This is a genomic window from Niabella yanshanensis, from assembly GCF_034424215.1.
Classification (GTDB): Bacteria; Bacteroidota; Bacteroidia; order Chitinophagales; family Chitinophagaceae; genus Niabella; species Niabella yanshanensis.
The window spans coordinates 4,221,473-4,241,824 of record NZ_CP139960.1; the positions used below are offsets into that span (position 1 = coordinate 4,221,473).

Annotated in this window: 15 protein-coding genes; 9 read left to right on the forward strand and 6 right to left on the reverse strand. The window is 43.3% G+C overall.

What is annotated here, in order from left to right; translation table 11 throughout:
- Nucleotides 1-433 precede the first annotated feature (433 nt).
- The 4 genes from dnaE (at nt 434) to U0035_RS17605 (ending at nt 6,524) form a co-directional block, all read left to right on the forward strand.
- The gene (gene dnaE, locus U0035_RS17590) at nt 434-4,105 is read left to right on the forward strand and encodes a DNA polymerase III subunit alpha (RefSeq protein WP_114791726.1); all 3,672 of its coding nucleotides are present in this window, start codon (nt 434-436) and stop codon (nt 4,103-4,105) included.
- 91 nt (nt 4,106-4,196) lie between these two features.
- Nucleotides 4,197-4,916 (forward strand): phytanoyl-CoA dioxygenase family protein, encoded by a 720-nt coding sequence (locus tag U0035_RS17595; protein ID WP_211316473.1) that lies wholly within the window; start codon nt 4,197-4,199, stop codon nt 4,914-4,916.
- 45 nt (nt 4,917-4,961) lie between these two features.
- Nucleotides 4,962-5,528, forward strand: coding sequence for a thioredoxin family protein (locus U0035_RS17600; protein WP_114791725.1), 567 nt, complete (start codon nt 4,962-4,964; stop codon nt 5,526-5,528).
- A gap of 312 nt (nt 5,529-5,840) precedes the next feature.
- Nucleotides 5,841-6,524: a TIGR02117 family protein gene (locus U0035_RS17605; protein ID WP_114791724.1), complete on the forward strand. Its 684-nt coding sequence runs from the start codon at nt 5,841-5,843 to the stop codon at nt 6,522-6,524.
- A gap of 26 nt (nt 6,525-6,550) precedes the next feature.
- On the opposite strand, the gene mqo is transcribed toward U0035_RS17605, so the two are convergent.
- The 4 genes from mqo to U0035_RS17625 form a co-directional block, all read right to left on the reverse strand.
- The gene (gene mqo, locus U0035_RS17610) at nt 6,551-8,032 is read right to left on the reverse strand and encodes a malate dehydrogenase (quinone) (protein ID WP_114791723.1); all 1,482 of its coding nucleotides are present in this window, start codon (nt 8,030-8,032) and stop codon (nt 6,551-6,553) included.
- Between the two features lie 260 nt (nt 8,033-8,292).
- Nucleotides 8,293-10,179 carry an ABC-F family ATP-binding cassette domain-containing protein gene (locus tag U0035_RS17615; protein ID WP_114791722.1) on the reverse strand — a complete coding sequence of 629 codons (1,887 nt, stop codon included), beginning with the start codon at nt 10,177-10,179 and terminating at the stop codon, nt 8,293-8,295.
- A gap of 133 nt (nt 10,180-10,312) precedes the next feature.
- Nucleotides 10,313-11,098, reverse strand: coding sequence for an SDR family oxidoreductase (locus U0035_RS17620; protein WP_114791721.1), 786 nt, complete (start codon nt 11,096-11,098; stop codon nt 10,313-10,315).
- Nucleotides 11,099-11,158: 60 nt separating this feature from the next.
- The gene (locus U0035_RS17625) at nt 11,159-12,733 is read right to left on the reverse strand and encodes a M1 family metallopeptidase (RefSeq protein WP_114791720.1); all 1,575 of its coding nucleotides are present in this window, start codon (nt 12,731-12,733) and stop codon (nt 11,159-11,161) included.
- A 262-nt stretch (nt 12,734-12,995) separates the two neighbouring features.
- Between U0035_RS17625 and U0035_RS17630 the strand changes: the two genes are divergently transcribed.
- Nucleotides 12,996-13,628, forward strand: coding sequence for an SRPBCC family protein (locus U0035_RS17630; RefSeq protein ID WP_114791719.1), 633 nt, complete (start codon nt 12,996-12,998; stop codon nt 13,626-13,628).
- Between the two features lie 51 nt (nt 13,629-13,679).
- Here the strand turns inward: U0035_RS17630 and U0035_RS17635 are convergent, their stop codons facing one another.
- Together U0035_RS17635 and U0035_RS17640 are read right to left on the reverse strand one after the other, a co-directional pair.
- Complete coding sequence (locus tag U0035_RS17635) at nt 13,680-14,369, reverse strand: rhomboid family intramembrane serine protease (protein WP_114791718.1); 690 nt, start codon at nt 14,367-14,369, stop codon at nt 13,680-13,682.
- A 55-nt stretch (nt 14,370-14,424) separates the two neighbouring features.
- Nucleotides 14,425-15,069 (reverse strand): J domain-containing protein, encoded by a 645-nt coding sequence (locus U0035_RS17640; protein WP_114791717.1) that lies wholly within the window; start codon nt 15,067-15,069, stop codon nt 14,425-14,427.
- Nucleotides 15,070-15,314: 245 nt separating this feature from the next.
- Between U0035_RS17640 and U0035_RS17645 the strand changes: the two genes are divergently transcribed.
- From U0035_RS17645 to U0035_RS17660, 4 genes are all read left to right on the forward strand, one after another.
- On the forward strand, nt 15,315-16,808 hold the full coding sequence (locus U0035_RS17645) for a DUF6600 domain-containing protein (RefSeq protein ID WP_114791716.1): 1,494 nt from the start codon (nt 15,315-15,317) through the stop codon (nt 16,806-16,808).
- Between the two features lie 205 nt (nt 16,809-17,013).
- Entirely contained in the window at nt 17,014-18,186 is a 1,173-nt protein-coding gene (gene uxuA, locus U0035_RS17650; protein ID WP_245957760.1) for a mannonate dehydratase, read from the forward strand.
- Between the two features lie 263 nt (nt 18,187-18,449).
- On the forward strand, nt 18,450-19,031 hold the full coding sequence (locus U0035_RS17655) for an RNA polymerase sigma factor (protein ID WP_114791714.1): 582 nt from the start codon (nt 18,450-18,452) through the stop codon (nt 19,029-19,031).
- A gap of 84 nt (nt 19,032-19,115) precedes the next feature.
- Complete coding sequence (locus tag U0035_RS17660; protein ID WP_114791713.1) at nt 19,116-20,309, forward strand: FecR domain-containing protein; 1,194 nt, start codon at nt 19,116-19,118, stop codon at nt 20,307-20,309.
- The last annotated feature ends 43 nt before the right edge of the window (nt 20,310-20,352 follow it).

A 20,352-nucleotide genomic window follows, 5' to 3' on the forward strand; every position in this document is an offset into this window, starting at 1 on the left:
AAGGACAATATTATTGTTCAATGTGCCATTTTTTTTAAAAAATTATTAAAAGCTTGATTTTTAATAAAATATCTAATTTTTGATCCATTTTTATGCTTTTTTTTATCGCCGGATGCCTCATTTTGTAGGTTGAATGCAGCATTTTGGGGAATTATTCTCCACAAAAAACGAAACATTTCTGTTCATCGGGCGAGGGGAAAGTGCCGTTTAAACGGTTCCCTGTTCTTAAACTTATCAGCATTAACCCCATAACCTTAATCTGTTTCCGGGTGTTATAAATCAGCCTGGGATATTGTGCATAAAGAATTTGGGTAGGGAGGGAAAAAATTTGCACTTTGCAAGGCAAATCCGGAAGGTTAAAATTACATTGTCTTTCGGTATCATGATGTTTTAAAAAGGATAGCTGCTGCTGTGGCAATCATAAAATATACGGATGAAATTCTCACATTTACACGTTCATACACAATATTCACTGCTGGATGGGGCCGCACCTATCGGCAACCTGTACAAAAAAGCGATAAAAGACGGAATGCCGGCGTTGGCGATCAGTGATCATGGCAACATGTTTGGTGTTTTCCAATTTGTTGCAGAAGCCTATAAAAACCTGGATGAGAACGGAAAACCTAAAGTGAAGCCCGTGGTGGGTTGCGAATTCTATGTAGTAGAAAATCGTCTTGAAAAAACTTTTACCAAGGACAAAAAAGATAAAAGATATCACCAGATTTTACTCGCCAAAAATGAGCAGGGATATCGTAATCTGACCAAACTCACTTCGCTGGGGTTTATCGAAGGGTTGTACGGCAAATACCCCCGTATTGACAAGGGCCTGATCCTGCAATACCATGAAGGGTTGATTGCCACTACCTGTTGCCTGGGGGCCTCCGTACCGCAGGCCATTTTGAGAAAAGGAGAGGCAGAAGCCGAACAGGAATTTAAATGGTGGCTGGACCTGTTTGGAGAAGATTTTTATGTGGAGCTACAGCGGCATGATATCCCCGACCAGGAAAAGGTAAACGAGGTGCTGATCAGGTTTGCGGCTAAGTATAAGGTGCCCATTATTGCCAGCAACGACTCGCATTATGTAGACCAGGAAGATGCGAACGCCCATGATATCCTGCTTTGCATCAACACCGGTGAAAAGCAGGCCACGCCCAAGTTTAAAGGGGATTTTGGCGACGAAGATGCGAATAGTAAAGGATCCCGCTTTGCTTTTGCTAACGACCAGTTTTATTTTAAAACAACTGAAGAAATGACGCAGTTGTTTCATGATATTCCTGAAGCGATTGACAATACCAATGCCATTGTTGATAAAATTGAGTTGCTGGATCTGAAGCGCAGCATATTACTGCCTAATTTCCCTATTCCGCAGGAATATAAAACGCATACACAGGATCAAAAGACAGAAAAAGGGGATGTTATGAGCGCCGACTCCCTGAACCAATGGGAGTTTCTGAAGCACCTTACTTATGAAGGAGCGAGAGAGCGTTATGGGCTGGCATTTGAAGGCGACGTAAAAGAACGGATCGATTTTGAGCTGTTTACCATTAAAACCATGGGTTTTGCCGGTTACTTCCTTATTGTAAGTGATTTTATTAAAGCGGGTAGAGATAGTGGCGTATTTATCGGGCCGGGGCGCGGTTCGGCCGCGGGTTCGGTGGTAGCCTATTGTATCGGTATTACCAATATTGATCCTATTAAATATAACCTGCTTTTTGAGCGTTTTCTGAATCCCGATCGTAAATCCATGCCGGATATTGATACGGATTTCGATGATGAAGGGCGCCAGAAAGTAATCGATTATGTAGTACAGAAATATGGTAAAAGCCAGGTAGCGCAGATCATTACTTACGGTACGATGGCCGCTAAAATGAGTATCAAAGACGTGGCTCGTGTAATGGATCTGCCCTTGTCAGATTCTAATGCCCTTGCCAAGCTGATACCGGAGAAACCGGGTATATCGTTAAAGCGGGTATTGCACGCGCCCATGTCGCCCAAAGACGGTGAAAAATCTCTTTCAGAAAAAGAGGGGCTGGCTTCTGAAGATCTTGATAGCGTAAGAAGGATACGGGAAATATATAATGGCAGCGATTTACAGGCTAAGGTATTACATGAGGCCGAAATCCTGGAAGGATCCGTTCGGAATACCGGTATCCATGCAGCGGGTATCATCATCGCTCCGAAAGATCTTACCGAATTATTACCTGTAAGTACAGCTAAAGATTCCGATTTATGGGTTACACAGATTGAAGGCAGTGTAATTGAAGAGGCGGGCGTAATTAAGATGGACTTCCTGGGTTTGAAAACCCTTACCATCATTAAAAATGCGCTGCAGCTGATCAAATTAAATTATGGTATTGAGATAGACATCGATAGTATACCGCTGGACGATGAAAAGACTTACCAGTTATATCAAAAAGGTGAAACCAACGCAACGTTCCAGTTTGAAAGTCCGGGTATGCAGAAGCACTTGCGCGATCTGAAGCCCGATAAATTTGCCGATCTGATCGCCATGAACGCCTTGTATCGCCCGGGACCTTTACAGTACATTCCCAACTTCATTAAACGTAAACATGGAGCCGAGGAAATTACCTATGACCTGCCGGAGATGGAAGAGTACCTGGCAGAAACTTATGGTATCACCGTGTACCAGGAGCAGGTGATGTTATTGAGTCAGAGCTTAGGAGGGTTTAGTAAGGGTGATGCGGATATCTTGCGTAAAGCCATGGGTAAAAAGCAAAAGGCGGTACTGGATAAAATGAAAAAACAGTTTATCGACGGAGCGGTACAGAAAGGGCATCCTGCCGATAAGCTGGAGAAAATATGGACAGACTGGGAGGCGTTTGCGCAATATGCCTTCAATAAGTCGCACTCCACCTGTTATGCCTTTGTAGCTTATCAGACAGCCTATTTAAAAGCGCATTATCCCAGTGAATATATGGCCGCGGTTTTAAATAACGCCGGTTCATTAGAGAAAATCACTTTCTTTATGGAAGAGTGTAAGCGTATGACATTGGAAGTATTGGGTCCTGATATTAACGAATCGCTAAAAGGTTTTGCCGTAAACAAAAAAGGAGAGATCCGTTTTGGTTTGGGTGGATTAAAGGGTGTGGGTGAAGCAGCGGTGGAAAGTATTATTGCTGAACGCGAAAACGGTGCTTACCCCAGCATTTTTGATATGGTAAAGCGCGTAAACCAGCGCACTGTAAATAAAAAAACGATGGAAAGCCTGGCTTATGCAGGGGCTTTCGATTGTTTTACTGATATCCACAGAGCGCAGTACTTCTTTACACCGCCTAATGACAATATGAATGGACTGGAGAAGATCATTAAGTATGGCCAGGTGTGTCAAACCCAGTCACAAACGAGCTCGAATACCTTATTTGGAGACCTGGCAGAGTCAATGGAAATACAAGTGCCTAAAATAGCTGAGTGCGAACCCTGGCCATTGGTGGTTCAGCTGGATAATGAAAAAGAAGTAACAGGGATTTTTGTGAGCGGGCATCCTTTGGATGACTATCGTTTCGAAATGGAAAACTACGGCATATCGAAGATTGGTTATGTGAATGAGTTTAAGGAAGACAAGGAAAAAGTAAACTCCAGCGCTACTTTTAAACTAATGGCCCTGGTGAGTGACGCGCAACATAGGGTAGCCAAGAGCGGTAATAAGTTTGGCAGTTTTGTACTTGAAGATTATAGCGGTAAGCTCGAAGTAGTATTGTTTTCTGAAGACTATCTCAAGCACTCAGCGATATTGCAACTCGGTGCGACAGTTTATGTCACAGGCTTTTTCAAGCAGCGTTTCAACGGCGATTTTGATTTTAAAATATCATCGATTTGCCTGGCCGAAAGCGTTAAGAAAAACATGACTAAGAAACTTACTTTACAACTACCCGCTGCAGAGATTACCGAAAACATGATAGATTTCGTGCAGCAAAACCTGAAATCAAATAAAGGCCCCTCAGCTTTGAACTTAAAAATAGTAGACGAGGCTGAAAATATAGAAGTCGAACTCTTAACAAATGGCAAAGGCTTTGAAATGAATAGCGAACTGATCGGGTTTTTAAAAGACAGAGAGAACTGGAAAGTGAAGGTGGAATGTAATTAGGTAATAGTGAGTAGTAAATGGTGAATAGGAGGACCCGGCTCTAACCGATCCAAATTTAATACGGTGGCGTAAGTAATCAATGCCTGCAGTTATGGATGATGCAATGTTTCATAAAGCCCGGATTACGGGGCAGGGTTTTTCGGTTGTTAAATCGGTTTATACCAATATGGAAGTTGATGCTGTTCTGCAAATAATAGGGCAGGCAGATACTTCAAAAGATACTTTTCGCCGATCGGATGACCTTTTTGCCATCCGGCAGTTTTTAAAAGAATTGCCGGGTGTGTTACCAGTTTTATTAAATGACCGGTTAAAGGAGTTGATCAGTAGTTTGTTTGGTGAAAACTATTTCATTGTCAAAAGTATTTATTTCGACAAGCCCCCCGGCTCTAACTGGTATGTAGCCTATCACCAGGATCTGACCATATCTGTTGACCAGAGATCAGATATACCCGGTTTCGGTCCCTGGACGGTGAAACAAAACCAGTTTGCGGTGCAACCGCCCTTATCTGTACTGGAAAATAATTTTACCATTCGTATTCATTTAGACGATACCACCGAAGAAAACGGGGCATTGAAAGTCATACCAGGTTCGCATATGAAAGGCATATACCGGCCGGAAACAATTGACTGGGTCACGGAACGCGAAGTGAGTTGCGCAGTTCCGAAAGAAGGTATAATGATTATGAAGCCCCTTTTATTGCATAGTTCCGGCAGAACGACCAATAATAAAAAAAGAAGGGTAGTGCATATCGAGTTCTCTGCAACTGAATTACCGGAAGGTCTGCGATGGTCAGAGCGTATCAATCTGTAGTCAACTTTTAAACTTCCTGCTTGTTATTAATGCATGATAAAAACAATGAACTGGAATGAGTATGTTGAGTATACTCATCAGCTTTTAATTACTGACCCGCCACCGCCTCCTTATGATAATCCCGATTATCATCATTACACCAAAATGAATGAAACCCGCATGAAGCGATGGGTAAAAACAAATCCTGTCACAGCAGAAACAGCGGCTGTAATCCAGTCGATCAGTAAGCCACAAAATTGGGTGGTAATTACGGAACCCTGGTGCGTCGATGCTGCCCATATAGTACCGATATTGTACCTGATGAGTTCGTTAAATGATAAGATCAGTTTTGAGTTGCAGTTACGCGACAGCGGATCTGAAATAGATCAATATCTCACCAATGGCTCTAAGTCTATTCCTATCCTGATAGTAAGGGATGAAGCAGGTAAAGATCTTTTTCATTGGGGGCCGCGCCCTAAAGAGGGGCAGGCAATGTACCTGGACCTGGCTGCTAATAAAGCCGATTTTGAAGTGGTGAAAAATGCTATTCAAACCTATTACAATGCAGATAAGTCTTTAAGTACTCAAAGAGAAGTCGTGGCGTTATTGAATGCTGTATATACCCCACAATAACTCATCGCCATTGCTACTGCAATACCAGGAAGAACCCGCCTGAGAGACGTGTGCGCAAACTGTTTTTTGAAAGGGATTTTTAACCGCGAAGAAATGAGGACGCTAAGAATGCGCAAAGGTGTCATCCAGTTCTGATAAATGGAACCGGAGTTGCTTTTAAACCTAACTACTCTGCGATACCTCTTTTCTCTCCGTCTCAGCGGTTAAGTATTTTAACCTTATAAATAGAGGTATTAGCGTGTTGTATACGCTACTTATACACAAAGCTTCTGATTCTATTTTTCAGCCTATATTTACCTGGCAACGCAAAAAATGAAAAAAATACTAAAACGTACCGCTAAAGTGTTACTGTATATCGTTCTGTTTTTGGGCATCTATGTATTGGCAGCGCTATTAATACCTTTTATTCCGGTTAATAAAAATAAAGATTACCGCTCACCCAATGACCTAACGATCTACATTATGTCAAACGGGGTTCATACAGATATTGTGGTGCCGGTACAAACGGAGTGGATGGGCTGGACGACATATATCCGCTATGCCGATACTGATCTAAAAGATACCACTTATGGTTATGTAGGAATAGGCTGGGGCGATAAGGGCTTCTACCTGCAAACACCAACCTGGGCAGATCTTAAATTTTCGACTGCCTTTAAAGCAATGACGGGTTTAAGCAGTTCTGCCATTCATGCTACTTTCTACAAAAATATTGTTCCCGATTCCTCAACTGTAGCCATCAATATTAGCAAAGAAGATTATGAAGACCTTATACAATTCATTATGCAAAGGTTCGATCTTGATGATAAGGGCAATTCCATTCCTATACCCAGTGTGAACGACGGCTATGGTGATATGGATGCTTTCTACGAAGCCAAAGGGTCTTATAACTTATTCTATACCTGTAATACCTGGAGTAATAATGCGTTGAAGGCCGCACATCAAAAAGCAGCGCTTTGGACGCTGCTTGATAAAGGTATTTTCAGGCATTACCGGTAAGTTGCTGCCAAACCGGTAATACTTTATTATGCATTTAATTCTAATATGCGGCTGGTGCGTTCTCTTACCTGCGCCAGCAATTCAGGGTTGTCTTCCAACTGCTGGCCATAGGAGGGGATCATCGCTTTCAACCGGTCAACATTATCACCTGCTCTGTCAGGGAAACACTGGTATAATAGCCGGAGCATGATAGAAACCGCAGTGGAAGCACCAGGCGATGCGCCCAGCAACGCAGAGATGGTACCATCTGCCGAAGTAACGATCTCTGTACCAAATTGCAGGGTAGGACCATTTTCGGGATCGTTTTGAATGACCTGTACCCTCTGGCCTGCTTCCTGCAGCTTCCAGTCGGCATTTTTAGCTTCGGGATAAAATTGTCTTAATACGCTCATCCGGTCTTCAAAAGAAAGACTTAACTGCCTGATCAGGTATTTTTCCAGGTCGATATTTTTGATACCCACTTTAATGAGCGGGAATATATTCCAGTACTTCACGGTTCCGAAAAGATCCCAATACGAACCTTCTTTCAGGAATTTAGTAGAGAAAGTAGCAAATGGTCCGAATAGTATTGCTTTTTCACCATCTATAATGCGTGCATCGAGGTGTGGCACGCTCATCGGAGGGGCACCCACTTCGGCCTGTCCATATACTTTGGCGCTGTGCTTTGCACTGATCTCCGGATTTTTACACACCAGCCACTGGCCACCTACAGGAAAACCTCCGTATTTTTTACCTTCAGGTATATCCGATTTCTGTAACAGCTCTAAAGAACCACCTCCTGCACCAATAAATACAAATTTGGCAAGTACATTATACTTCCTTCCAGAGCTAAGGTCTTTCACCTTAATCAGCCAACGATTGTCTTTTTGCTGCTTCAGCTTTTTTACTTCGTGGTGTAAATGCAATTCGGCTTTGCCGGTCTTTTGTAAAGACTTTACCAATGCTCCCGTAATGGCACCGAAGTTCACATCCGTTCCCAAAGTAGAATAAGTGGCTGCTACTTTTTCGGAAGCCTCCCGGCCACCGGTAATTAACGGTGCCCATTGTTCAATAACCTTCTTGTCTTCAGAGTACTGCATCTCTTTAAACAGCACGCTCTTCTGCAAAGCATTGAACCGCTTTTTCAGGTATTTTACATCTTTATCGCCGCGTACAAAACTCATATGCGGGGTTGAACGTATAAAATCTTTGGGGTTAGCCAATCTTTCCTGCTCAATTAAATAAGCCCAGAATTGCTTAGATACTTCAAACTGCTCCATAATAGAGCTGGCCTTATCGGTGTGTACTACGCCTTTGGCGTCTTCGGGTGTGTAGTTTAGTTCGCACAGAGCAGCATGACCCGTGCCCGCATTATTCCAGGCATCAGAAGCTTCTTCTGCAACATCTTTCAATCTTTCAAAAATATGGATCGATTTATCTGGCGCCAGCTGGTTGATCAGCATGCCTAAAGTAGCGCTCATAATGCCACCGCCAATGAGGGCCACATCCGTTTCAATTGTTTCTTTCATCCCTATTTCGTGTTTTAAGTTATCGGACGGCTGCCGTTGGGCAGACCAAGGAACGCTGCAGTATTATAAAGAATTATAACACGCATCGTTTTTTGTAAAATGCGGCGCGAAAATAACACGAATTGTTCAGCATACCTAAAGCAATGCTTGATTAAATTAAATTTTAAGGTAGTATTCGACGGAAAACTGACAGGAAATTAGAAAATGATTAGAAATGGTAATATTAAATTAATATTGAATGAATGGGCTGTTGCTGGTTGTTATCCATCAATCATTTCACTTAATTCCAACCAGCGCATTTCTTTTTCATCCAAAAGATCTGCCAGCTCTCCGATTCGGTTGGATAGCTTCTGCAACTCTTCGAAAGGAAGGCTGCCATCGTTTAATTGTGCCGTAACCTTTTCTTTTTCTTTGGTCAGATCTTCCATTTCTTTTTGCAGCAGCTCAAATTCCCGCTTTTCTTTAAACGAAACTTTTTTCTTTTCAACAGGAGCGCTTTGCGGCGCCGCAACTGTTGCCTTTGCTGTCACCTGCGAACTGTCACCTGTCGTCTTTTTCTTATCCTCCTGCAAGCGGTATTGCGTATAGTTACCCGGGAAATCGCTGATCACGCCCTCTCCCTCAAATACGAGCAAATGATCTACCAGGCGATCCATGAAGTAACGGTCGTGGCTGACGATCAAAAGGCAGCCGGGGTATTCCATTAAAAAGTTCTCCAGCACGCCTAATGTGGGTAGGTCCAGGTCGTTGGTAGGCTCATCCAGAATCAGGAAATTAGGATTGCGGAATAAAATAGAAAGCAGGTGCAGGCGGCGTTTTTCACCTCCGCTTAGCTTGCTGATGTAGGTATATTGTTTATCAGGGTTGAAAAGAAACAGCTCCAGGAACTGGGCTGCACTCAAAGTTCCTCCTTTGGCGAGAGGAAAATGCTCCGCTATATCCTTAACAAATTCAATAACCCGCATATCAGTTTTTACCTGCAGGCCCTGTTGTGAGTAATTGCCGAATATAACGGTGTCGCCGATATTGATCTTACCGCTGTCAGGCTCCTGCAAACCCTGTAATATATTCAGGAAAGTAGATTTACCTGCCCCGTTTTTACCTATAACACCTACCCTCTCGCCTTTGCTGAAAGTATAGTCGAAGCCGTTTAATATTTTTTTGTCGCCATACGCCTTGTACACTTTCTTCATCTCCACAACCTTTCCTCCCAGGCGGTTCATCTTCATTTGTAACTCTACCTGCTCATTGGTTACCTGTTGTTTGGCTTTTTTTTCAACTTCGTAAAAACTGTCTTCGCGGCTTTTAGACTTCGTGGTGCGGGCTTTGGGCTGCTTACGCATCCATTCCAGCTCGCGCCGGTACAGGTTTTTGGCTTTATCGATGCTGGCCAGTTCGTTTTCGATACGCGCGGCTTTTTTCTCCAGGTAATTCTCGTAATCACCTTTATGAACATAAAGATTGCTACCCTCCATTTCCCAGATCTCTTCACTGACGGCATCTAAAAAATAACGATCGTGGGTTACCAGCAATAAGGTTACTCTTTCTTTGTTTAAAAAATGTTCCAGCCATTCTACCATTTCCACATCCAGGTGGTTGGTAGGCTCGTCCATGATCAGCAGTACGTGCTTGTGCTCAAATCCAATATCAATAAGCGTTTTGGCGAGCGCCACCCGTTTTTTCTGCCCGCCGCTTAGATTTTTTACCATCGCGTCGAGGTGGTGTATTTTCAGCTTGCCGAAAATCTGTTTTACTTTAGAGTCGAAATCCCAGGCATTCAGTTCATCCATGCGTCCCAGGGCGTCGGCGATTTTATCTACATCTTCCACCTCACTGGCCGATTCATAATCTTTAATGGCAGTAATTATCGGGTTGTCGTGAAAAAAAACATTGTCGGAAATCGTTTTTTCCGGATCAAGATCGGGTTCCTGCTCAAACAATACTACATCCACATCTTTGCTGATCCAGAGTTTGCCTTTGTCGGGCGTTTCTTTTCCGGCCAGGATTTTTAACAAGGTAGATTTACCGGTACCATTGCGTGCCACCAAGGCTATTTTATCACCTTCTTCTATATGAAAAGAAATATCGGAGAACAGGGGCTGAATGCCATAACTTTTTTCTAAACCTTCCGCAGAAACATAATGCATGGCGCAAAAGTAAGCAAGATGCACAGTTAGTGCGCTATTTTCAGCAGATTGTCCGATTTACTGCAGCTATTTCTTTAAATCTGGTAACAACGGCGATGGCATCATAGTCAACAACAAATGCAGGAGGCAGTGATTATATAGACTTTAAAAGCCCGCCATCAACCGGAATGCTGACACCTGTAACGTAAGCGGCCTGATCTGAAGCAAGGAAAGTAACTACATTGGCCAGCTCTGCTGCGGTTCCCAGGCGTTGCAGCGGGATATCGGTAATGGACTTTGCTTTTATCGCTTCTGTGGTAGAGCTTTGAGCTTCTGCCTGCGCTTCAAAAAGCTCGGTCAGCCGTTCTGTATCGAAGTTCCCCGTGAGAATATTGTTAACGGTGATATTGTATTTTCCCAGGTCGCGGGATAAGGTTTTGCCCCAGGCTACTACGGCGGCTCTTATGGTATTGGATAAAGCCAGGCTATCTACCGGCTCTTTAATGGTTCTTGATGTTAGATTAATGATCCGCCCAAAGCTCTGCTCTTTCATATGCTTTACCGCCAGCGCCGTAGTATGTTGTACGGTTTGAAATAAGAGGTCAAATGCCGATTGATAATCTGCTCCCGTTTTCTCGAGTACGGCACCTGCTTTTGGACCATTAGTATTGTTAACAAGAATATCAACGGTGTTGGCGCTGAAAAAAGTTTCTATTATTTTTTTGTAAGAGGCTAAATCAGCAAAATCAACTACCAGGTAGTTGTGCTGCTGGCCCTCAGTAGCCGGTAGCTCTGATGCAATAGCACGTAGCTTATCTTCATTACGCGCCATTAGAGTAAGGCTTGCACCGCTGTCTGCCAATTGCCGGGCTATAGCATAGCCCAAACCCTGGCTGGCGCCACCAACCAGGGCTTTTTTATTTTTCAATGAGATGATCACGGAGTGAAATTTTAAATACTAAATATAGAATTCAGAATATTCAATGAGATACTTACATCTTTACAAGCTGCCTTTCTTTTTCAGCTCTGCAAAGAAGTCATCCAGGTTAATACCCAGCGATTTTTCAAACGAGGCTTTCATATCTTCCGGTTGCGGATGTTTATGTTTCCAGGTTTTAAAATATTCCTGGAAGGCGGCATCTATTTTGTCGCGACCAAACATCTGCTCCAGTTCATATAACCAGATAGACGCTTTTAAATAGGAAATCAAACCATATTCTTCCGATGTTTTAAAATCAGCTGCGGGCTGGTCTATTGCCGCTTCCATTGGGATAGATGATAGTGCCCTGTAAGCAGTTTTCTGAAAATCGTCCAGAGGTAGTTGCTTCATTTGCGGCGGCATTTGGTCGCGGAAGATGGAATTGTACCGGTATTTCTCCGCCTCATAACGGAATTGGTAATAAGTGTTCAGTCCTTCGTCCTGCCAGGTATGCATGCGCTCATTACTGCCCAGCATGCTCATAAACCAGTTATGGCCAATCTCATGAGCAATTACACCATCCAGGTACTCCTTGCTGGCGTCAGGCACGGTAATGATGGTAATCATCGGATACTCCATACCGCCGCTTGAATTATTCTTGGGGCCTTCAAAGACCTGTACAGTAGGGTAGTCATATTCGCCTATTTTTTCGCTATAATACCGGGTGCCATCTTTCGCATAGTCGATACTGTTGTTCCAGATCGTATTAGGCTTGTTCTTGTAATAAGTAAACGCATCCACAATTTTGCCGGACCGTAGTTTCAGTGTATCATATTGTATCACCACTCCTTTTTCTGCAAACCAGGCAAAATCAGGAACATTTTCTGCATGATAAGTCAATGTCTTACTACCGGCTTTCCCTTTATACAGTTCCGGAGTGCCGGTACGGTTGGCGGTATTTTTAGCGCCAATCGTTTTATATTGATTTAGCTCGTCTTTATTCTGTAAAATACCTGTAGCTCCTACTACATACTCGGCAGGCAGGGTAATATTTACTTTGAAATTGCCATACTCGCTGTAATATTCTCCCATGCTCAGGTAAGGGAATTCGTGCCAGCCGTTTTTGTCAAATACAGCCGGTTTGGGGTACCACTGGGTGGCCATATATTGGCCATCGGCATAACCTGAGCGTGAAAAATAGGAGGGTAGTTTTACCAGGAAGTCAGTAGAAATGGTGGTAGATTGTCCCGGCTTCAGGCTTTTAGGTAATACTACTTTTATAATGTCTATATAATTGGGATTGCTATGAGGCTCCGTTTTGGCCACTTTCCCGTCTACCTTGAAATTTAAACCATTAATTTCTCCACGCGTGATTTGCGTTAGATCCTCGTGTGATGTTGAATCATTTCTGAGCTGCTGAAATAATGCCGTGCTATCATTTTTATAAGCATTCGGCCAGATATGAAACCAGATAAAATCCAATGATTCCGGCGAATTGTTTTTATAAACAACATTCATGTTGCCTTTTAGGGAATTGCTTTTGTCGTCTAGTGCCACATCTATTTTATAATCGACATGCTGCTGCCAGTAGGCGTTTTGAGCAAAAACGGTGGTCGTTAAGGTTAGTAAAAGGGATAAGGATAATAATCTCACCATGTGTGTAAATTTTTTGAAAGATAAGGAGAAATTTGAAAGCTGTTTGCAAAGAACATTGCTATAGGAAACAGGTATATATTGTTAAGAGTTTCATAAACGGTATTTAAATAAAAGAGAAAATATTGCGCTTTTCCATGCTGGTATTGTGTGTCGTTTTTTTTATATCCACCCGGGTAGGGGTAAAAGGATGATCGGTTGTATTTCTACTATAAACCCTGACAGGGTATTCTGGCAATCCATTTTTAATATAAAAAGATAAAGTATGAAAACGGTATTTCAATATAATACGTTGTTGGTGCTGGCGCTATTGTTCACTCATTTTTGCAGCGCCGGCGATTTTGAATTAATAAAAGCCGAACGGAATATAGCACTCTATGAACGGTGGGTAAAGCATAATGGCCATACGGTAAGGGAATTAAAGGCCGATTTTACCGTCAAGGCTGCATCAGCCCAGGATGTTGTCGCGCTATTAAAGAATCCGGCTAAGGGGCCGCGTTGGAACACTAATGCCAGAAATTACAAGATAGCCTACACCAGCAACGATGCGGTTTGGCTAACCTATGTCCGATACAAAATTCCATGGCCAATGGACGACCAGGACTGCAGCCTGAAATACTCCTTTAATACAAGCGATTTGAATAGTCAGGTATGTAATATTTATTTTGAAGGAATTTATACCGAGAAGTTCCCCGTTGTAAAAAACGTAACGCGCATTACAGGTACCAGGGGCAAATGGGTAGTAGAAAAGGCGAAGAACGGGAGCCTGAAAATTACCTACCAGATTGTAACGGATAAAAGCGCCAGTGTGCCCCGTTGGGTATCTGACCCCATTATACATGATAATCTTTTTAAAACCATTACCGAATTCAGGAAGTTGTTGGAGCAGGTTTCCTGATCAATGAATATTTTGGTGGAGTCAATTGAACCGGTGGGAGGTAGGCAATACTTATCTCCTTACCGGTTGTTTCGTAACAAAAAAACTAACCAGTATGAGGCCTGCTGCGAAGCCGCCTACATGGGCCGCATAAGCAATACCGCTGCCCTCGCGTCCCATAGCGCCCCAGCCTTCAATCAATTGTAGTGCGATCCATAGTCCAAGCGCAATAAAAGCATTGACCCTGATGATAAAAGGAATTAAAAAAATACGGATCTTGTTTTTGGGGAACAGCAGAATATAACCACCTAGCACGCCTGCAATAGCGCCCGATGCGCCTACACAGGGAGTATAAAGACCTGTATGGGTATACGAGGAGATAAATATATGTGATAATGTTGCCAGGATGCCACAAAGCAGGTAAAAAATAAGATATTTTTTGTGGCCCATTACATTTTCGAGATTATCGCCGAATATCAGCAGGTACATCATATTCCCAATAATATGTCCGAAGCCTCCATGCATGAACATGGATGTGAGAATTGTTCCGTAAACGGGAATAGGCGTGACCCCAAGCCCTCCACCTACGATATCGCGATTCGATAAGATTTCTTCCGGTACCGCAGCATAGCGGCCGAGGAATGCTTCATTGGCACCCATTCCCTGGGCAAAAACAAATACCAGTATATTAATGGCTATTAAAAGATAATTGATGTAAGGTGTAATGGTACGACCCGAATTGTCATCTCCGATAGGAATCATAAGAGTTTAATTTTTATAATGTTGTTAGCAATAAGCTTATCAAAAAACCTGCCGTCTAACGTCTTAAAGAGGTTCCCCATATTAAAATACACAGCATCACCACTAATAAAATAATGAACGCCGGTTTCCAGGTTTCCCAAAACACTTTCCCCGCCAGCTCTTCTTCTTTTTGTCGCAGTATGTCAATATGGTTACTTTGAATGGTTTGTAATTTTTGGAGGTAGCTGCTTTGAGCCGTGATGGGTATGGTCGCCGTTAGCTGAAACAGCTCTTTTACGATAGCGTCATTAATACTGGTTTCATTAAAATCATTCAGCAGTTGAACCCGGTTATCTGTGAGCAGCTGGTCCAGTTCTTCCTTAATTCCTTCCTTGTTCATGCGGTAAATATCCATCCGATGTATCTTATCACTGGCCGATAAAACCAGTTTTAATAAATCCTCAGGTGTTTTTACCGGTTGCTCAAATAACTGGCCGTTAGCCTTGTGTAACCATCTTTCCTGCAGGTATTGCTCTTTTCTCCCGGGGCTGGAAAGCGTTTCATAGGCTTCTTTGATCAGTTCAAAATATGCTAAAGCTGATTGATTATCAGGGTTTTTGTCAGGATGATACTGGTGCGCCAGCCTGCGGTAAGCCGATTTTATTTCAGCCAGATCAGCTGATGGCGGCACTTGTAGTATCTGGTAGTAATCAATAGCCATGATAATGTGGCAAAATATATTAAATATTTAAATAACAGGCAGGTATAAATTAGGTTCACTCCTTTCTGTAATAGTGGAACCGCTTGAAAGGTTTCATACCTACTTATTAAATAGTGTAAAATAAATCATAAAACCTTAACCGGCTTTCAATTTTGGCAGCAGGGTGACAACTTAATTTACAATTCCACGTCATATAAACAGAAGCGCGAACTTCTGCAATTATTAAAAAATAAATTACAATAAAAATGAAACGATTTATCAACTATTTAGGTATGGGACTGATGCTTGCCTTTGCAATGCTGTTGTCCAGACCTGTTGATGCGCAGCCGAGGGTAGGGGTGAGTATCAATTTTCAAACATTCTACGATGAATTGAGTCCTTACGGAGAATGGATTGATTACCCTGAGTACGGGTATACCTGGAGGCCGCGTGTGGGAGCTGATTTCAGGCCCTACGCTACCAACGGTTCCTGGGCTTATACAGCTGACAATGACTGGATGTGGAACTCCGGCTACGATTGGGGCTGGGCGCCGTTTCACTACGGCCGCTGGTTTAATGACCCTTTTTACGGATGGCTTTGGGTACCTGGTTATGAGTGGTCCCCGGCCTGGGTAAGCTGGCGTGGTGGTGGCGATTACTATGGTTGGGCGCCGATCCGTCCCGGGATTAATATTAATATTGGCTTCGGCGGTTATAACCCTCCATACGATTACTGGACTTTTGCTCCCGGCCGTTACATGAATTCAGTGCATATTGGACGCTATTTCTACCCTTACAGAAATAATGTAACTATTATTAACCGCACTACTATAATCAATAATTACAACTATGGTCCGAGAGGTGGTAATTACAGGGGAGGAAGAAATAGTTATTATACCAATGGTCCACGCAGGGGGGACGTTGAAAGATATACCGGTCGTATTAATGCCGTAACAGTTCGGAATGCTGACCGACCCGGGAGGGCCACCGTTTCAAGAAACGCTGTGTCTGTTTATCGCCCTGCAGTTAGCAGAAATGACAATCGCTCAACTTATGCGCCGCGCAATGTACAGCGTTATGATAGAAACAGTATAGCCAGCCGAGGCACGGATAGAAGTGGAAGAACGAACGAAGTACGTAGTAACTCAAGAAATAATGATTCGAGAGATTACAGGGTGAACTCAGCACCCCGCCGGGATGATGCAACTAGGACAGACAGGACCAACGAAAACCGGGGGGCTGCCAATAGGCAGGAATCTTCCCGCAGGTTTGGAAATGACGCGGACCGGGGCAGTCAACCTAACGGGCAGATCATGCAGCGCAATAACGAAATGAGAGCGCGTCAGCAGCAGATGCAACGTTCTCAGGAGAACCGATCGTCTATAGATCGTTCTGCAGAAATGAGACAGCGTAACGAGGCGGCACAGCAGCAACGTTCGGCTGAGATGAGGCAGAGAAATGAGGCAGCACAGCAACAGAGGTCAGAGGCGATGAGGCAGCAACGGGAAACCAGGGCGCAACAGGAAAACCAGGCGAGAGTAGAATCCCGGCAAAGATCGGTACAGCAGCAACAAAGGCAGTACGAGAACAGAAGCAGGGAAATGCAGGTACAAAGGCAGCAATCGGCTCCGAGAGTAGAACGCCAGGCGCCAAGCAGGAGTTTCGAAAGTCGCAGCTCAGCTCCTTCACGCTCAATGGGTGGTGGTGAAAGTCGCGGAAGCCGCGGCGGTGGAGAAAGAGGAGGTGGCAGAGGCCGATAAAAATTGGGTGAGGTTTAGTTTTTTATATATTTAAAGTTTGCAAAACGGCTCCGGTTTTCCGGGGCCGTTTTTGTTGGCAGTGAGGTGCTGCAACGGCACCGGGACCCGTCGTACCACTGATGCGCGGCCATGCCGGCTGATTTTACATCGATTGAATTATTAACTTTTCAAGAAATGCTGTGCTTTTAGTCTATTTTAGCGAATTATGAGTTACACAATGATACAGACCATGCGATGGTATGGTGATAACGATGCTGTTTCGCTAAGTGATATACGCCAGTCGGGTGCTACCGGAATTGTAACTGCTTTACACCATATACCGGTGGGAGCCATATGGACCTCAGAAGCAATCAGCAAAAGAAAAGAAACCATAGAAGCCGGAGGCTTAACCTGGGAAGTAGTGGAAAGCCTGCCGGTACATGAGGATATTAAAAAGCGCAGTGGGAATTATCAAGAATGGATAGAGAATTATAAGGTGAGTTTAAAAAATCTTGCCGCCAATGGTATCAGGGTGGTTACCTATAACTTCATGCCGGTGCTCGATTGGGTAAGAACGAACCTGGATTTTCCCACCGAAACGGGAGCATTGTGTTTAAGGTTTGGATGGAAAGAATTTATTGCTTTTGATGTTTTTATATTAAAACGCCCGGGAGCTGAAGATGATTATAATGAAAGTGATTTAAGAAAGGCCAAGGAGTTTTTTGACAACCTGAGCATCAGTGAAATCGATCATCTTAAAACATCCTGTCTCATGGGGCTTCCAGGTTCTGATGGATTGTTTACGACCGGGCAGGTGCTGGACCTGCTGGATGAATATGGGGACATAAGTGCCGAACAGCTTCAGCAAAATCTTTTTTCATTTTTAAACGAGATCGCTCCAATTGCGGAAGAGGCAGGGGTTCTGCTGGCGATACATCCCGACGATCCACCTTACCCGATACTGGGCCTGCCGCGTATTATGAGCACTGCCGCACATATTGAAGCATTGATTCAAAATGTACCCTCCAAAAATGCTGGGCTTTGTTTCTGTACGGGTTCTTATAGTGCCCGCAGGGATAATGACCTGTTAGATATGATCAAAAGATTTGGAGACAGAGTCTATTTCCTGCATTTAAGAAGTACCGACAGAGATGAAGAGGGTAATTTCTTCGAAGCCAACCACCTGGAAGGAAACGGCAATATTGTTTCCATTATTCAATACGTGAGCCAATTACAAAAAGATCAGCAGCGCCGCATTCCGATGCGTCCTGATCATGGTCATCAAATGCTGGATGACCTGCAAAAGAAAACCTACCCCGGATATTCTGCGATAGGTAGATTAAAGGGGCTTGCTGAAATAAGAGGCGTAGAAGCAGCTATTCAACAATTGCAGTTGTAAGCGTACAAAAAATAAAGTGAGAGTACCAGTGAACCATCACTAGTTTTTTTATGCCTTTAACAGTATATGTAAATCTGGCCTTAAGAGTTGCCACCGAATTCGCTAAAAGTCCAAGTTATCTCACTTAGACTGTCTTTTTTTTGTACAAACTCTGTTAGAATTAAGTATTCTCAACCTTTTTATTGCTATTATTAAAAAGTTTAATGTTTCTAAATTGTTAAATTATATATAACTTCGGGGAGAGATTTTTACATGAGGAGTTGATGAATTTGTACAACGAGAAAATATTACTGGAAAGAAGTAGTCGCGGCGATGAGGAAGCCTTTGGCCAATTATTCCGGCACCATAAAAACCGACTTTATAGTTTTTTGCTCAGGTTTTCACAATCTCCTGAAGTGGTGGAAGATATTGTGCAGGATATCTTTTTAAAGCTATGGTTAAACAAAGAACAGCTTACTTCCATAGAAAACCTGGATGCGTATCTAATAACACTTTCAAAAAATCAATTGATCAATACCATTCGTCGCCGGGCTAAGGAGTCAGATATCCTGACGGTCCTCGGCAGGGAAGGCCAGCGGCACGAAATGAACAATGCTACTGTGAATTTAGCGCTGACGGAAACAAAAGAGCAGCTTTCTGCAACCATTGAAAAATTGCCACATCAGCAAAAGGTAGCTTTTTATTTGAGCCGCCAGGCCAATCTTAAACACGAGGAAATCGCGTCGTTGATGCAGATCTCTAAAAATACCGTACGGAATCACATTATCCAGGCCATGCGCACATTAAAAAAGAGCCTGACTTCCTTACTGGTCTCTGTTGCGATACATTTTTTTATTTTTTTTTAGGGTTACTAGTTCTATGACAATTCTTATTTGTCTTTAATAGTAACGGGACGTAATGCCGGTTATTCCTGCTTAAATACCAGGGCTATGCAAGATTTATATTATTATAAAAATCTGGTCCACAAATGGGGACGTCAATCAATTTCCGAAGAGGAGAAGGGCGAACTTTTTACATGGATCAATGAAAAAGCTACAGATGATGAGCTTTTAGAGATCATGCAAGATGAGTATTCGCAGGAGGATGCTGATGGTACTGTAATGCCCCTGGATATGCAGGAACGTATTATGCAACGTATTTTTCATACGCAGGATCACAAGGAGAAACCAGTTCGCCGACTTTGGACCAAAAGAATAGCCTGGGCTGCCGCTGCCGTTTTTGTGATGGTTATTGCAGGATATATGCTACAGATGCAGCCGGCTGCAAGGCCGGAAGTTGATAATGTAGCCTCCGTAACAGCAGATATAACGGCACCTGTATTCAACCGGGCGGTGATTACCATGGGTAATGGAAAAACAGTGTACGTGGATAGTATCCGGAAGGGACAGGTACTCAGAATTCCGGGCGGGGTTTTGAGAAAAAGCGATCTAGGCGACCTGGAGTACACCATGGACCGGCAAACCGCTGCTGCTGGTGCTATACTCAATACCTTATCAAACCCTAAAGGAAGCAAGATCATACACATTAAACTTTCCGATGGTTCAGTAGTATGGTTAAATGCAGGTTCCAGCATTACTTACCCGGTTGTATTCAACCAATCCACCCGTAAGGTTTCAATGGATGGCGAAGCCTATTTCGATATTGCTCATGATAAACAAAAACCTTTTATAGTATCCAAGAACGGAGTGGTAAACATAGAAGTGTTAGGCACCCGGTTTAATGTAGCCGCCTACCAGCAGCAGGCCAAAGTAACCCTGCTGGAAGGGTCGGTGAAAATTTCAGCAGATTCATTGCAGTCACAGAAAGGTAAGTTTAAAATGCTGAAGCCCGGCCAGCAGGCAGTTGTAAGTAAAGAAGCAATTCAACTGGCAGGTACAGATGTAGCCCGGCATGTGGCATGGAAAGAAGGTTTCTTTAGCTTCAAAAATGATAGTCTATCATCGGTACTCCGCCAGTTGGCGGTGTGGTACGATCTTGAAATTGTTTACAATAATCCGGATGATCAACGTTTGTTCAACGGGGAACTGTCAAGAAGCTTAAGCCTGAAGCAGGTATTGGCCGTTTTAGAGGAATCAAATGTATCATTCAAAATAGAAGGCAAAAAACTAATTGTAGCGCCCTAAAAGAAAAACCGCTCCGGCTGGACCCCGAAGCGGAAGATGTTTA